This is a genomic window from Betaproteobacteria bacterium (assembly GCA_016713305.1).
In the GTDB taxonomy this organism is placed as follows: Bacteria; Pseudomonadota; Gammaproteobacteria; order Burkholderiales.
On sequence record JADJPK010000008.1, the window covers coordinates 116,744 to 131,979 of the forward strand.

Consider the following 15,236-nt stretch of genomic DNA (forward strand, 5'->3'; position numbering starts at 1 on the left):
CGCCGTCAGGTGCCGATCTTTCCGCCGTCCACGCGCCGGATCGCGAGCGTCGCCGAGCGGGGCCGCTGACCTGCCGCTCCGTCCGGCCACGCGCTGATCGCCTTGGGATTGCCTGGGTCGCTGCGCTCTCCGGGCGTCTCGCCCGGATGCTGGATGTTCACGAACATCGTGCGCTGATCGGGCGTCTGGAGAGCGCCGGTGATCTCGCAGCCGCGCGGCCCGGTCAGGAAGCGCGACACCGCACCGGTGGCGGGATCGGCGCAGAGCATGGCGTTGTTGCCCATGCCCGCGTAGTCGCCCTTGTACATGGACGTGGGCGAGATGTCCGTCTCGATCCACAGACGGCCGTCGGGGTCGATCCACAGACCGTCCGGACTGCCGAACATGTCGCCCTTGATGTTCCCCTGCTTGTTCGGGTCCGGGTTGGACGGATCGCCGCACTGGATGAACACGTCCCACTCGAAGCCGGTGGCGGCGGCGTCACCGCCGGATTCGCGCCAGCGCACGATGTGACCGAAGATGTTGTCGGCCCGTGGATTGGCTCCGTCCGTCGGTGGGCTCGCCGATCCGGCACGGGTGGAACCGTCGGGCGCATTGCCGACCGAGCCCCCGCGCTTGCTGTTGTTGGTGAGCGAACAGTAGACCTCGCGCGTGTGCGGATGCACCGCGATCCATTCGGGCCGGTCCATCATGGTGGCGCCAAGCCGATCCGCCGCCTGCCGCGTGCGGATCAGCACCTCGGCCGGGCTGCCGAAACCGTTCTCGGCGGTGAGCCCGTTCTCGCCGTGCACGAGGGGCAACCACGTTCCCGTGCCATCCGCGTCGAAGCGTGCGACGTGCAAGGTGCCGTGGTCCAGCAGATCCCGGTTGCCGGAAGGATTCGACGGATCGAAACGGTCGCGGCTCACGAACTTGTAGATGTACTCGTTGCGCTGGTCGTCTCCCGAATAGATGACCACCCGTCCATCGGCGGCGAGCGTGTGCACCGCGCCTTCGTGGCAGAACCGGCCGAGCGCGGTGCGCTTGACCGGCACGGACGAGGGATCGTGCGGATCGATCTCCACGACCCAGCCGAACCGGTTGAGTTCGTGCGGATGCCGCTGGGCGTCGAAGCGTTCGTCGTATTCGTGCCACCGGTAGCCGAAGCCTCTGTCGGTGACGCCGTAGCGCGCCTGGTCGGCAGGGACGGCGCCGCGATTCACGAAATAGGCGTAGAAGTTCTCTTCGCACGTGAGGTAGGTCCCCCACGGCGTGAAGCCGTTCGAGCAGTTGTTGAACGTGCCGAGCGCCCGCATGCCGGACGGGTCCGCTTCCGTCCTCATCCACGGGTGGCCCGCGGCGGGGCCGGCGATGCGCATGGGGGTGTACGCCGTGATGCGCCGGCCGTACCGTGACGGACGGATGACCTCCCACAGGCCCGCGGGCAACTGCCGGATCTCGATGACGGACACACCGTGCGCCGCCTGGCACTTGCGAACCTTGTCGGCGGTCCATGTGCGCATCCCGTCAGGGTGCAGCAGTCCGTCGTCGGCGTATTCGTGGTTCACGGCGAGAAGACCACGGTTGCGCTCGCCGGGGGGCGAGGGCAGGGGGAAGAAATGCATGCCGTCGTGATGCATGCCCGCCTGCTTCTCCTGATCCGCCGCGGACTCGCTCGCGTCCCCACGGAACGAGGGGCCCTCCGAGACGGGGTCGCCCCAGGCGTAGAGCACCTGCGCCTCGTAGCCCTCGGGCACGTGCAGGGCGTCGTCCACCGCGACCGGGACCGCACGGAACGAGATGACCGGCGAGAGCGCGCCGCGAGCCGCCGCACTCCCCGGAATCCCCAGAAAGGCCAGGCCGGCCGCTCCGAAGCCCGCCTGCAGGAGACGCCGGCGGTGACCGTCGACGTCCACCATGTCCCCGAACGGCGTGGTTTTCGATGGGTTCGATGCGAGGTCTTCCGGATCGTGCATGGGGATTCTCCGGTTCGGCGATGGGATCAGCCCGCGAGCACGCGCGCGTAGGCTTCGCGGTCCACGTTCTCTCCCGACAGCACGACCCCCACCTTGCGGCCGACGAGTTCGTGCCGTTCCTTCATGGCCGCCGCGACGGCGGCGGCGCCCGCGCCTTCGGCGACGTTGTGCGTGGTGGAGAACACGAGGCGCATCGCATCCGCGATCTCCTCGTCGGTGACTTCGACGATGCGTGCCACGTGCTGCCAGATCGTCTCGAGCGCCGACTTTTCCGGGACGCGGCACGCCAGGCCGTCGGCGATCTGCGTCTTCGCGGGTCTTTCGACGCACTCCTTGTATTCGAAGGAGCGGGCGTACGCCGGGGCTTCCGTCGAGCAGACGCCCACGATCTCCGTCGTGCGGCCCAGCGCTTCGCGTGCGGCGACGGCCCCGCAGATGCCCGAGCCGAGGCCGATGGGCACGTACAGCACGTCGAGATTCGGTACCGCGTGCAGCAGTTCCAGCGAATAGCTGGCCACGCCTCTCACCAGGAAGGGATGAAAGGACGACACCATGTGCAGGCGCTCCGCGTCGGCGAGCACCTGCGCGTGTTCCCGCGCTTCCTGGAAATCGTTGCCGTGCTCCACGAGCCGGGCGCCCAGCGCGCGCATGGCCTCGTTCTTCTCCCGGCTGTTGCCCAGGGGGACCACGATGGTCACCGGAATGTCGTGCTGGCGCGCGGCAAACGCGATGGACTGTCCGTGGTTGCCGCGCGTGGCGCTGATCACGCCTGCCGGCCTGGTGCCTGCCTGGACGAGTTCGTGAAAATAGACGAGTCCCCCCCGGACCTTGAACGCGCCGACGGGCGTGTGGTTCTCGTGCTTGACCCAGACCTCGGTGCCGACTCGCGCGCTCAGGAGCGGCCACGAGTACTGGGGCGTGGGTTGCATCGAGCGGTAGACGATGTCCGCGGATTTCTGCAGCTGGTCGAGAGTGGGCAGGCGCATGGTCGGTTCAGGCTGAGGGCATGGGACTATGGGCAATGGGCGAGAGGAAAGACACGGGGTACTAGCGCCGTCCCCGCAATGCGGTGTCGGACACGAACGGGTTGGATTTTCTCTCCTCGCCGAACGTGGAAGTGGGGCCGTGCCCCGGTACGAACGTCACGTCGTCGCCGAGCGGCCAGAGCTGTCCGGTGATCGAATCGAGGAGCGTGTCCATGTCGCCGCGCGGAAAATCCGTGCGCCCGATGGAACCCGCGAACAGCACGTCGCCCACGAAAGCGACCCGCGCTGCGCGGTGGAAGAAGATCACGTGTCCGGGCGTGTGCCCAGGACAGAAGCGGACCTCCATTTCCTCCTCTCCGAACGTCACCGTGTCGCCGCCCTCGAGCCACCGGTCCGGCGTGAACGCGGCCAGCGGCGGAAATCCGAACATGCGGCCCTGCTGCGGGAGCTGGTCGATCCAGAAGGCGTCCTCGCGCTGCGGGCCTTCCACCGGAACGGAAAGCCGCCTTGCCAGTTCCACCGTGCCCCCGCAGTGATCGATGTGTCCGTGCGTGAGCAGGATCTTCTCTGCGCTCGCGCCCAATTCTTCCAGTGCGGCGGCGATGCGGTCCACGTCTCCGCCCGGGTCGACGATGGCCGCCTTGCCGGTGCGTTCGCACACCAGCACGGAGCAGTTCTGTTCGAAGGGAGTGACCGGGACGATGGCGACTTTCATGGGGCGGGGGAAGTGAAGGACGGGTTCGGCGACGGCCGGCGGGAACGGCGGCGGTTCAAATGAGTCCCCGGCTGGAGAGTTCCTGCTTCAGATAGGCGTAGTAGATCGGCGCGGCGATGAGCCCGGCAATGCCGAACGCCGCTTCCATCACCAGCATGGCGGTGAGCAGCTCCCATGCGCGCGCCTTGATCTGCGATCCCACGATTCGCGCATTCACGAAGTACTCGAGCTTGTGGATGAGGATCAGGAAGGCCAGCGACCCGATGGCGGCGCCGAGCGAATTGGACAGGCTCACGGTGACGATGACCGTGTTGGAGATGAGATTGCCGACCACCGGCATGAGCCCCACCAGGAAGGTGATGGCGATCATCGTCTTGGTGAAGGGCAGGTGGATGCCCAGTGCGGGCAGCACGATCGCGAGATAGATGCCGGTGAGCGTCGTGTTGAGCGCCGAGATGCGGATCTGCGCGAAGACGATGCGCCGGAACGCCATGCCCAGCCCGCGGACGCGTTCCGACATGACCATGGCGAGCGGTCCCGGGGTGCGGTCCGTTCGCACTTCGCGCACCGCCACCAGGCCGCCGATGATCAGTCCGACGAGAATGTGGGTCAGCGTGATGCCGACCTGCTTGCCGGTGGTCTGGATGAAGTCCGCGTGCGTGCGCAGCCATTCCGAGGAGGCGAGGCGCAACGCCTCGGCGTCCTCCGGCAGCCGTTCGCCGATCCAGTACGGCAGCTTGGTCCTGGCCTCGTCCAGGATGTCGGCCATCCGGGCAAGCAGCGTCGACAGGCTCCCGGCATCGCTGCGGAAGAAGGCCGTCGTCGCCAGGACGCCGATCGTGATCACGCCGCCGATGACGATCGCCAGCAGCGCCACGGCGACGATCCGGCCACGGACATCGCCGATGCGGAGGATCTGCAGCCGGGGCACGATGACGTGCACCAGTTCGGCGACAAGCAACCCCGCCAGCAGCGCGGGAAGCAGGTGAAGGGCGAGAATGGCCGCGAGTCCTGCGCCCGCAAGAATCCACGACGCTCGCTCGTAGACGGTACTCAGAGGAATGCGGGCATTCACGGTCGAGTGAAGGACGGCGGTCCGGCGGTTCCCGCACACTGACACATCGATGCCGGCAGGTGGCTTGGCAAGGGGGTCATGGTGCGGTGGGGCAGCCTGGAATCATGAGAACGGGAGAATTGTCGGATCTCAGGCCGCAGCCTTGAGCGCGAGCCCCTTCGCGAGCCGGGCCAGCCCTTCGTCCAGGCGTGCCGTGTCGGCCGCAAAACACCAGCGCACGAAACCCTCGCCTTCCGGACCGAACGCGATGCCGGGCGCGAGGCCCAGTCCCGCTTCGGCCACCAGGCGTTTGCAGAACGAAAGGCTGTCGTGCATGCCCGCGACCTTGAAGAAGGCATACATGGCGCCCCCGGGAACCGCGGTCTCGATGCCCGGAAGCGCACGCAGCCCGGCCACCAGGTGGTCGCGGGCCCGCCGGAAGCGCGCCTGCGTGCGCGCGATCACTTCCTCCCCGTCGCGCACGGCCACCACGCCGGCACGCTGGATGAAGCCGGGCGCGCAGGACGTGTTGTACTCGATCAGCTTGGCGATCTCCTCGATGAGCAGGGGAGGCGCCACGATCCAGCCCAGCCGGAAGCCGGTCATGAGCCAGGACTTGGAGAAGGTGTTCGTGCTCACCACGCGATCGTCGGCCTGCGCGATATCCAGGAAGGAGGGCGCGACGGGCTCCCACTCGTCCTGTCCGTTACCGTAATACAGGCGCTCGTAGGCATCGTCCGCGAGGATCCAGATGCCGTGCCGTCGGCAGTGGGCGAGGATCGCTTCCTGCGACGCGCGGTCGATGGTCCATCCCGTCGGGTTGTTGGGGGAGTTGAGGTACAGCATCCGCGTGCCGGGCGTGAGCGTGGCAAGAAGACGTTCCACGTCCAGGGTCCAGCCGTCCGGCGAGAAGGTGAGCGGGAAGGTGACTGCCTCCGCGCCCATGATCTTGGGAATCTCCACCAGGTTCGGCCACATGGGGGTGACGATCACGGTGCGGTCGCCCGGTCCCACGAGTGCCTGGGTGACCAGCATCAAGGCCGACATGCCGGAGTTGGTGACCGAGATCTCGTCCATGCCGGTCCGGCGGTGGAGGCGGGAGACATAGGCAGCCAGCGTCTCCCGCAATTCCGGGATGCCGAGGTTCTGCGTATAGAAGGTGTCCCCGGCCTGCAGGGCGTCGATCGCCGCCTGGCGGATGAACTGGGGTGTCACTTCGTCCGGCTCGCCGAACCAGAACGGCAGGACGTCGGAGCGGCCCATGCCGGCATTCGCGACCTCGCGGATCTTGGAATTGCGCAGTGCCAGGACGGCGGGGCGTGCGGTCAGGGGGAAGCTCATGGCAGGCACGGGCGGGAAGCGGAAGGCCCGGATTGTCGCATGATCGAATTCGCGTTCGTCGCGGGCTGCGGCCATGGGGTGCAAGGCGGCCGGGAAGGTGCGCAAACCGGCCCTCGGAATGGCGCGAATGCGCTCAGCGCATCGCACTTGCGCTAGCATCCGCATTCCTTCGGAGGAAACGCAGCCATGAGCACCCCACAATTCTCGAATCTCATCGCCGGCGAGTGGATCGCGGGCGCGACCGTCACGCGCAACATCAATCCGTCCGACACCTCGGACGTCATCGGGGAATACGCGCAGGCGGACGCCGCCCAGACCGAGCGCGCGATCGCCGCCGCCCGTGCCGCATTTCCGGCGTGGTCCTCGTTCAACACGCAGGCCCGCGCGGACATCCTTGAGAAGGCGGGTCTGGAAATCATCGCGCGCAAGGACGAGCTGGGCCAGCTGCTGTCGCGCGAGGAAGGCAAGACATTGGCGGAAGGCGTGGGCGAGGTGGTCCGCGCAGGCAACGTGTTCAAGTTCTTCGCCGGCGAGGTGCTGCGGCGCTCCGGCGAACTGATCTCCTCCGTGCGTCCGGGCGTGGACGTGGAGATCACGCGCGAGCCGCTGGGTGTGGTGGGCATCATCGCCCCCTGGAATTTCCCGTCGGCCATTCCGGCCTGGAAGGTGGCACCCGCGCTGGCGCACGGCAACTGCGTCGTGTTCAAGCCGGCCGATCTTGTGCCCGGTTCTTCCTGGGCCATCGCCGACATCCTGCACCGTGCCGGTGTCCCGGCGGGCGCGTTCAATCTCTGCATGGGCCGCGGGTCCGTGGTCGGCGAGGCGCTCCTGGCCGACCCGCGCGTCGACGCCGTCACGTTCACGGGTTCCGTGGAGACGGGCAAGAAGGTCGCGATGAAGGCGCTGGCGACGATGAAGAAGTTCCAGCTGGAAATGGGCGGCAAGAACCCGCTGGTGGTGCTGGACGATGCGGACATCAAGACGGCCGTCGAGTGCGCCGTCAACGGCGCCTTCTTCTCGACGGGCCAGCGCTGCACGGCTTCGTCCCGGCTCATCGTGACCAAGGGCATCCACGACCAGTTCGTGGCCGCGATGGTGGAACGCCTCAAGGGACTGGTCGTCGACAATGCGCTCAAGTCCGGAACGCACATCGGCCCGGTGGTGGACCAGAGCCAGCTGAACCAGGATCTGTACTACATCGACGAAGGCAAGAAGGGCGGGGCGAAGCTCGCCTTCGGCGGCAATCTGCTCAAGCGCGAGACGCAGGGCTTCTACCTGGAGCCGGCGCTCTTCACGGAAACCGACAACAGCATGCGGATCAACCGCGAGGAAGTCTTCGGCCCGGTCGCCACGGTCATTGCCGTCAACGACTACGACGAAGCGCTGGCCGTGGCGAACGACACGCCGTTCGGTCTGAGTTCCGGCATCTGCACGCGCTCGCTCAAGTACGCATCGCACTTCCGCAAGATGAGCCAGGCGGGCATGGTCATGGTGAACCTGCCGACCGCCGGCGTGGACTATCACGTGCCGTTCGGCGGCCGGAAGGGATCGAGCTACGGACCGCGGGAGCAGGGCCGCTACGCGCAGGAGTTCTTCACCACGGTCAAGACCGCCTACATCGCAGCCCAGGTCTGACCGGGTGGCCGACTTCGCGGAGGCACCGCTCACGGCGGCAGAGGCGCGGGTGCTCGGGGTGCTGGTGGAAAAGCAGTACGCCACCCCCGACGCCTACCCCCTCACGGCGAACTCGCTCCTCGCCGGATGCAATCAAAAGACGAGCCGGTTCCCGATCATGAACCTGTCCGAGTCCGAGATCGTGTCCGTGCTCGAGAACCTCAAGTACAGGACCCTCGTGATCGAGTCGTACGGGGCCTCCGGGAGGGTGCTGCGGTACGCGCACAATCTCGCCAAGGTGCTGGGGGTGGGGCAGCCGATGCTCGCGCTGCTGGCGGTGCTCATGCTGCGGGGGCCGCTCACGGCCGGCGAGCTTCGCACGATGACCGACCGTCTCTACCGGTTTCCCGACATCTCCTCGGTGGAAGCGTATCTCGAGGACATGATCACCCGGGCTGCAGTGCCCCTGGTCGTCAAGCTTTCGCGGCAGCCAGGATCCCGCGAGCAGCGCTGGGCCCATCTTCTCGCCGGACCCGTCGCCGATCTGCCGGTGGCCGGTGACGCCATGGAACGCGATGGCGATTCGAACGCGGGCGCACTGGGGGCCGAGGTTGCAGCCTTGAGGGACGAGGTGCGGGACCTGCGGGCGAGGCTCGAACGTCTCGAGCAGGCTCTGGGCGACGCCTGACGGCGGTTCAGTAGGCGCGGTCGGTGCCGACGGACCGGATCCGGATCGCCGCCTCGTAGAGCGATTCGCCCGTGTCGCGGCGCCAGGGCTGACCGGCGAGATACAGACTCGTGTCGTGTTCCGGATCGGCCCGCGCGCGTCCGGCACGGCGTTCCAGGTGGAACGACACCAGCGCCGGTGCAACATCGGGATAGCGGTCGTGGAGGTAGAGGGCCAGATACGCATCGGCGAGGATCTCCCGCCACAGCACCCGCCGCGGAGATGCAGAGAGCTGGGTGGCGCCCGCCACGGTCGACTGGGCGGTCAGGCCGCTCAGCGAACCGCTGTCGTTGCTGATGTTGCCGGCTTCGGATTGGGCGACGTAACTGTCTTCGCAGTGCCCCAGTTCGTGGGCGAACAGCGCCTCCATGTACGGCCGGCGAACGGCTGGTTCCAGCTGCTGCAGCGTGTCGACCAGGTAGGCCGACGTCTTCAGCACCGAGATGCGGCAATGGCGGCTTTCATAGGTGGCGATCATGGCGATGGTGACGGCCGGATCGGTGACCACCTCCAGGCGGGCGCTCCAGCCCTGGGGTGCGAAGGCCGCCAGCGCCGTGGAGAACGCTTCTTCCAGGCCGCCCGCCCGGCTCGGCGAGGCGCTGACGAGCATGGCGGCCATGCATGCCGCGAGCAGCGTCCCGATGAATGCCGATGCAGTCCTCGGTTCGCCCGGGGGGCGGACGCGAATCCTGCGGCAGATCTGGTTGCACAACGACATCATCGATGGAGACTCCCTCGTTCCCGCTGCGAGGGGTGGACGACGGATCACGGTCCGCAGCCGGCGGCCCCGCCGGCTTGCAGGTGGAACCTGGTTAGCCCGGTGGCTTTGCGTCCCCGGCTTTCACCGGGTTTGCCCCATGCAGAAATGCGCCCGGCCTCGTTGCCGCATCGCGGTCACCCGGCTGACGCATAGTGACTTAGCGGCTGGAGACGGCCGGACTTGAGTGCTCATTTCTTCGCGCGCGGCCGGTCGAGCCGCCCAGGAAATGCAGAATGTCGCCGCGCCACGACGAAAGAAGGGGCTTTTCGCAACATTTCGGCACCAATCTTGCGCATCCTCTTCTCCCGGCCCTGCCGCTGTCGTATCTTGCCGGCGCCGGTGAATCGCCATGGAGACTCGTCGTGATCATTCGCGGTATGCCCGTCCGTTACCTGGCCGCTGGGCTGGCCCTCTTCGCCGCATCCGCCCGCGCGGATATTTCCCTGTACTTCAACGACTTTCAGGCGTCCGTCGGCTCGCAATGGACGTCCACCTCGCCTTACGCCTGGGGTCAGCAGAGCACGCCGTCCCCGGATGACGGCAGCCGCAAGTTCCTGGGTTATTTCGGCGGCAACGATGTCGTCACGCTGACGGTTGCCGACATTCCCGACGAGGTGACGACGCTCAAGCTGGAATTCGACGCGTACCTGATGTGGTCCTGGGATGGCAACGACTCGCGGCCGGTCAACGACGTGTTGCGCGGGCCGGACGTCTTCGGGTTCCGGTACGGGGCAGGCGGCACCCCGGAAACGGAGTCGTCCTGGACCTTCAGCCACGGCAACGGCGATCTGAGTCTGCAGACGTACTGCGACGTGCTGTCGAGCCCGTGTCTTCCCACGACCGGTGCGCAGGAGCGTTACACCCTCGGCTACCGCTTCGAGATCCTGCCCACCGAGGAAGATGTCGGATCGACCCAGGCAGCACCCATGGATTCGGTCTATCACTTCGTCTGGGAAGGAGCGCGTACCGGATCCACGGCGGCCTTCAGCTTCTACAGCAACGGGCTCCAGGTGCGCAGCGACCTGGAGTTTCCGTATCTGGACGAGGCCTGGGGGCTGGACAACGTGCGTCTCACGGCGGCGATCCCCGAGCCGGAGACGTGGGCCCTCGTCGCAGCGGGCATCGCGCTGCTGGCAGCGGGACGGAGGCTGCGTACCCGGATGGCATAATCCACAAGGGTGACGATTCCCGGGGCGGCCGCTGAGGCGGGGCGCACCGCGGATCGTCGGACACGCGGCGCCACGTCGCATCACGATGCCGTCTCGCAGGCTCCTCCCGCATCCGTGCGATCGCAACGCCGAACTGTACCTCCCCCCAGCGAGTCGCTGAGCCGGCTGCAGGTCGCCGTCGTCATCGCGTACGTCGTCGTTGCCGCGTGGTATCTCGCGTGGCGGCCCACGACCTTCAATCCCCGTGCGCCGGTCTTCTCCTGGGTGATCTACGCGGCCGAACTGTTCGGATTCGCGATCTCCCTGCTCAACATCTTCATGCTGTGGCGTCTGTCGGTGCGCGAAGCACCCACGCCCCGGCCCGACCTGCTGGTCGACGTCTTCATCACCACCTACAACGAGCCCGTCGACATGGTCCGCCGGACCCTGCTCGCGGCCCAGCGCATGAACTACCCCCATGCGACCTGGCTTCTCGACGATGGCAACCGGCCCGAGATGGGGGCGCTTGCCCGCAGCCTCGGGGTGCAGTATCTCGCGCGAACCGAGAACCGCCATGCCAAGGCAGGCAATCTCAACAACGCCCTGAAGCACGCGCGAGGGGAATTCGTGGCCGTCTTCGACGCCGACCATGCGCCGGCCCGCGACTTTCTCGTCCGCACCCTGGGCTACTTCAATGACGAGGCCGTCGCGTTCGTTTCGACGCCGCAGGACTTCTACAACCTCGATTCCTTCCAGCACCGCGCGCGCGAAGGCAGCCAGCTCGTCTGGAACGAGCAGTCGCTCTTCTTTCGGGTGATCCAGAGAGGCAAGGACGTCCACAACGCCGCGTTCTTCTGCGGCACTTGCGGCATCCTGCGCCGCCGCGCGCTGGACGACATCGGCGGGTTCGCCGTCGAAACGGTCACCGAGGACCTCGACACGTCGATCCGCATCCACCGGCGCGGCTGGCAGTCCGTCTACCACGCCGAGTCCCTGGCGTTCGGCGTGGCGCCGGCCGACATCGTCCCCTTCATCAAGCAGCGCATGCGCTGGGGCCAGGGCGCCATGCAGGTGCTGCGCCGGCACGGCTTCATCGTCTTCGCCCGTGGCTTGTCTCTCGCACAGAAGCTGAGCTACCTCGCCAGCACCATCACCTACCTCGACGGTTGGCAGAAGCTCGTGTTCTACCTGGCCCCCGTGATCGTGCTCGTCACGGGCGTGATGCCCATCGCGGAGATGTCGTGGGAATTCCTGCTCCGCTTCCTGCCGTTCTACGTGCTCACCTTCTGGGTCTTCGAGGAAACGGGACGCGGCTACGGCAGGGCGATCGAGGTGGAGCGCTACAACATGGCGCGGTACGCCGCATTCATGTGGGCCACGCTGGGGCTGTTCCGGCGGAGACTGCGTTTCCGGGTGACGGCCAAGGAACGCACGCGCAACGCTCAGGTCACGACGCGGAGATTCATGCTTCCGCAGACGCTCGTGTTCCTGCTGAACGCGGTGGCCGTACCCGCGGGGTTGCTGCTCTTCGCCCTGCGCCAGACGAATCTGCCCACCGGAGCGCTCGTCGCGAACGTGTTCTGGGCGGCGGTCAATGCGAGCCTGGCTAGTGTCGTGATCGGATTCACCAAACGCATCGCGGCCTTTCATCGGCGCGAATACCGGTTCCCCATTCCCTTGCCGGCAATGCTGGACGTGCCCGGCCGGCATCCGCAGGCCGGCATCCTGGACGACGTTTCGGCCGACGGGTTCAAGTACTACGGGTTGTTTCCGGACGACATCACCGTCGGCGACACGGTGCGCGGCGAGATCGTGCTGCCGTCCGGACGCGTGCGCTTTCGCGCGCTCGTGCGCGCGCTCTTCGGCAGCGAGAAGGACGGCGACACCCGGTCGCTCGGCTGCGAATTCGACTGGGAGAAGACGGGCGATCGCGACGAATTGCTCGCCTTCCTGTACGGTTCGGATCTGCAGTGGAAGCTCAATCGCTTCGCCGAGAAGACGCGGACACCGCTGGACCGGATGCTGCGCTGGCTGCGAAAGGGCCAGCCCGAGCAGAAGGAAGTGCGCAGCCGTTGGGCGTCGGCCCTCATCCGCAGCCGCGCGGGCAAGGGTGATACCGGCGTCGGTGTCATCTCCGTGGCCAGGTCTGCGGACGAGCCGCGAACGCTCATCGCGTTCCGCCGGATCGGCGTGAAGGAGGCGCTCGACGTGCTGGTCACGACCCGTGCCGGAACACAGTCGGTGAACGGGACGGCCACCCTGTTCGACGCCATGGTGGCCAGCGGAACGCCTCTTTATCTGTACAGGTTCGAGGCCGTAAACGAACCATCATCGAAGTCACAGGGCGGGACATGAAAGTCTGCGGTTTCACGGTTCCCCGATCGAAGACCCGCCGGAGTTGCGGGGCAGGCAGGCGTGCACGTCGCCCGATCGGGCTTGCCATCGCCCTGGGACTCGTGTTCGCGTGCTCGCTCGCGAGGGAGTCCGCAGCCGAGGGCAATCTGCTCCTCGCCGGCGTCGAAAGCCGCCGCAGCGGAGAGAACTACGCCTACCTGGGTGCGCTGATACCGCTCGGTGCGCGGGGCCGGCTCGGCCAGGGCTGGGTCCAGCGGTACTGGATCGATGGCTACCGCTACAGCTATGACGTGTCGAATCCTGCCCTGTACGGCGTGGACCCGCAACGCATCCGGGCACGTGGCAAGGGGCTGGAAGCGGCGCTGGGCTATCACTTCACCCGCGACGGCATCGCGGTCGCGGGCTATGCCGGCCTGCGGTACGCGGACACCGAATTCTCGCCGGACGATCCTGGGTCCCGCGTCCGCGGTACCAAGGTGTGGCCCAAGCTGCAGTTCGAGATCGCTGCACCGCTAGGAAGCCGCTGGGAGAGCCGGAACATCGCGTCGTATACCTTCGGCCTCGAAGGCTACTGGCTGCGGACGCGGCTCGTCACAACCATCGGCGATGGGTACGAGGTCGGCCCGGAGGTCATCGCCCTGGGGGATCGCGATTTCAAGGCATTGAAGGTGGGCGTCGCGCTTGGAGGACTTCGTCCGACGCCCGACTCTTCGCTTGGCCTGCGGGGCGGCTACCACTTCCAGAGCGAATCCAACGCCGTGTACGTCGGACTGGATCTGGCGGTGAAATTCTGAGAAGGCTTCGGGAAGCCGCCCTGGCTTCCCGAAGTGTCATGCGCGATCGTCAGTTGCTGGGGCAGCTCGTGACGGTGGTGTCCTTCTGCTTGATGCGGGTGAGCGCCGGCGGAACGTAGGGCGTGCCGGTGGGGGCGGGAGACAGCGTCGGCTTCAGGAAGTCGGTCAGCGCATCCACGTCCACCGCACCGCCCAGGCGATCTGTGCCGTTCTTGAGCACAACGAAGCCGTCGCCACCGTCTGCCAGGAAATTGTTCACAGTCACACGGTAGATCTGGGCATCATTGATCGGCGCGCCGTTGAGCTTGACGCTGCCGGGGACGACGCGGGCGCACACCCCGCCGGACCTGTCCCACTCGTACTCGAAGCCCTTGGAGACCTGGAGGACGCGGTTGAAGCCGGTCGGAGCCGCAGGCTGGCCACAGCCGACGAACTGCTGCTCCAGCATCGTCTTGATCTGCGCACCCGTGACAGACATCGTCACCAGGCTGTTGCCGAAGGGTTGAACGGTGAACGATTCGCCGTAGGTGATATTGCCGTCGCCTTCTCCGGCGGCGGAGGAAGCGAACGCGAAGTCGGCACGGACACCTCCCGGATTCATGAACGCCGCCACGGCGCCGCCGAACTCCGGAGCTTGGGTCGCCGCGAGTTGAGCGTCGGCGATGAGGTCTCCGGATTCGTGCTCGCAGGCCGCGTTGGTGGACCGGTCGACGGTCTGGCTGATCTTGCCAATCACCTGATTCGCGATGGGCGCGACCAGAGCGTCGTAGTGGGTGACCAGTGCGGCGATCTCCGCATTGGGCGTGATCGACGCATTGTTCCGGTTGACCACGACCTGCGAGGCGGTCACCGACTTCACGTCGCGTGTCACCGTGTCGAGCACCACGTCGATGTTGGTGAGCACGCGTCCGAAAGCACTTGCGCTCGTGACCGGAATCATCTTGCCTTGTACATTGGGCAGCTGGCACACGTAGGCCTGATGCGTGTGGCCGGAGATGACCAGATCCACGCTGCTGTCGAGCCGGTTCACGATGTCCAGGATGGCGCCAGACATGTTGGTGCAACCGCCGATCGGACCGGACTGGGTGCCGCCCTCGTGCACGACGATGGTGATGGCATTGACTCCCTGATTGCGCAGGGTCTTGATCAGGGAATTCACCGTATCGGCTTCATCCTTGAAGTCGAGGCCCGCCACACCGGTCGGCGTGACGATCGTGGGCGTTCCTTCCAGCGTCATGCCGATGAACGCCATGCGGACGCCGCCGAACGTCTTGACGACATAGCGCGGGAAAAGGGGCTGCCCGGTCGCCTTGTCGATGACGTTGGCCGCCAGGAACTGGAACCTGGCACCCTTGAACGTGCCATCCGGACCCTTGCAGCTGTTCGCGTCGGTCGGGTGACAGCCACCTGTCTTCATGCGGATCAGTTCTGTCCGGCCTTCGTCGAACTCGTGATTGCCCACTGACGCGATATCCACGCCGATCTTGTTCATCGCCTCGATGGTGGGTTCATCGTGGAAGAGCGCGGACACCAGCGGTGATGCGCCGACCATGTCTCCGGCGTGGATGACCACGGTGTTCGGGTTCTGAGCCTTCAGGCTGGCAATGTAGCCCGCCAGGTAGTCCGCGCCGCCGGCGGGATTGCCCGAGAAGTTGCCCGGCGACTTGAGGTTGCCGTGGAAATCGTTGAAGCCGATGAGCTTCACGTTGACGTCCGCGGCGAAGGCCGATACGGAGGCCGTCAGCAGGGCACCGCAGACGGCGGAAACGAGTTTGTTCATCTTCATG

General features: G+C 66.5%; 12 protein-coding genes and 1 riboswitch. Of the genes, 5 read left to right on the forward strand and 7 right to left on the reverse strand.

What is annotated here, in order from left to right; translation table 11 throughout:
- Positions 1 to 5: 5 nt before the first annotated feature.
- The 5 genes from IPK20_10625 to IPK20_10645 all read right to left on the reverse strand — a co-directional run bounded on the left by IPK20_10625 (position 6) and on the right by IPK20_10645 (position 6,126).
- Positions 6 to 1,955 (reverse strand): PhoX family phosphatase, encoded by a 1,950-nt coding sequence (locus tag IPK20_10625; GenBank protein MBK8017108.1) that lies wholly within the window; start codon positions 1,953 to 1,955, stop codon positions 6 to 8.
- Positions 1,956 to 1,981: 26 nt separating this feature from the next.
- A complete protein-coding gene (locus IPK20_10630) occupies positions 1,982 to 2,941 on the reverse strand; it encodes a threonine dehydratase (protein MBK8017109.1) in 960 nt (319 codons plus the stop codon).
- Positions 2,942 to 3,002: 61 nt separating this feature from the next.
- Positions 3,003 to 3,656 (reverse strand): MBL fold metallo-hydrolase, encoded by a 654-nt coding sequence (locus IPK20_10635; protein ID MBK8017110.1) that lies wholly within the window; start codon positions 3,654 to 3,656, stop codon positions 3,003 to 3,005.
- A gap of 55 nt (positions 3,657 to 3,711) precedes the next feature.
- Positions 3,712 to 4,731, reverse strand: a complete 1,020-nt coding sequence (locus IPK20_10640) for an AI-2E family transporter (protein MBK8017111.1) — start codon at positions 4,729 to 4,731, stop codon at positions 3,712 to 3,714.
- A 129-nt stretch (positions 4,732 to 4,860) separates the two neighbouring features.
- On the reverse strand, positions 4,861 to 6,126 hold the full coding sequence (locus IPK20_10645) for a pyridoxal phosphate-dependent aminotransferase (protein ID MBK8017112.1): 1,266 nt from the start codon (positions 6,124 to 6,126) through the stop codon (positions 4,861 to 4,863).
- Positions 6,127 to 6,237: 111 nt separating this feature from the next.
- Between IPK20_10645 and IPK20_10650 the strand changes: the two genes are divergently transcribed.
- Together IPK20_10650 and IPK20_10655 are read left to right on the forward strand one after the other, a co-directional pair.
- The gene (locus IPK20_10650; GenBank protein ID MBK8017113.1) at positions 6,238 to 7,686 is read left to right on the forward strand and encodes an aldehyde dehydrogenase family protein; all 1,449 of its coding nucleotides are present in this window, start codon (positions 6,238 to 6,240) and stop codon (positions 7,684 to 7,686) included.
- 4 nt (positions 7,687 to 7,690) lie between these two features.
- Positions 7,691 to 8,353 (forward strand): DUF480 domain-containing protein, encoded by a 663-nt coding sequence (locus IPK20_10655; GenBank protein MBK8017114.1) that lies wholly within the window; start codon positions 7,691 to 7,693, stop codon positions 8,351 to 8,353.
- A gap of 7 nt (positions 8,354 to 8,360) precedes the next feature.
- On the opposite strand, the gene IPK20_10660 is transcribed toward IPK20_10655, so the two are convergent.
- Positions 8,361 to 9,113: a hypothetical protein gene (locus tag IPK20_10660; protein ID MBK8017115.1), complete on the reverse strand. Its 753-nt coding sequence runs from the start codon at positions 9,111 to 9,113 to the stop codon at positions 8,361 to 8,363.
- A 56-nt stretch (positions 9,114 to 9,169) separates the two neighbouring features.
- Positions 9,170 to 9,257, reverse strand: a riboswitch (cyclic di-GMP riboswitch).
- Between the two features lie 128 nt (positions 9,258 to 9,385).
- Here IPK20_10660 and IPK20_10665 point away from each other — a divergent pair.
- From IPK20_10665 to bcsS, 3 genes are all read left to right on the forward strand, one after another.
- Positions 9,386 to 10,321, forward strand: coding sequence for a hypothetical protein (locus IPK20_10665; GenBank protein MBK8017116.1), 936 nt, complete (start codon positions 9,386 to 9,388; stop codon positions 10,319 to 10,321).
- A 114-nt stretch (positions 10,322 to 10,435) separates the two neighbouring features.
- Positions 10,436 to 12,655: a glycosyltransferase gene (locus IPK20_10670; protein MBK8017117.1), complete on the forward strand. Its 2,220-nt coding sequence runs from the start codon at positions 10,436 to 10,438 to the stop codon at positions 12,653 to 12,655.
- On the forward strand, positions 12,652 to 13,449 hold the full coding sequence (gene bcsS / locus IPK20_10675) for a cellulose biosynthesis protein BcsS (GenBank protein ID MBK8017118.1): 798 nt from the start codon (positions 12,652 to 12,654) through the stop codon (positions 13,447 to 13,449). Before IPK20_10670 ends, bcsS begins: the two co-directional genes overlap by 4 nt.
- Positions 13,450 to 13,498: 49 nt before the next feature.
- On the opposite strand, the gene IPK20_10680 is transcribed toward bcsS, so the two are convergent.
- Positions 13,499 to 15,235: a bifunctional metallophosphatase/5'-nucleotidase gene (locus tag IPK20_10680; GenBank protein MBK8017119.1), complete on the reverse strand. Its 1,737-nt coding sequence runs from the start codon at positions 15,233 to 15,235 to the stop codon at positions 13,499 to 13,501.
- Between the last annotated feature and the right edge of the window lies 1 nt (position 15,236).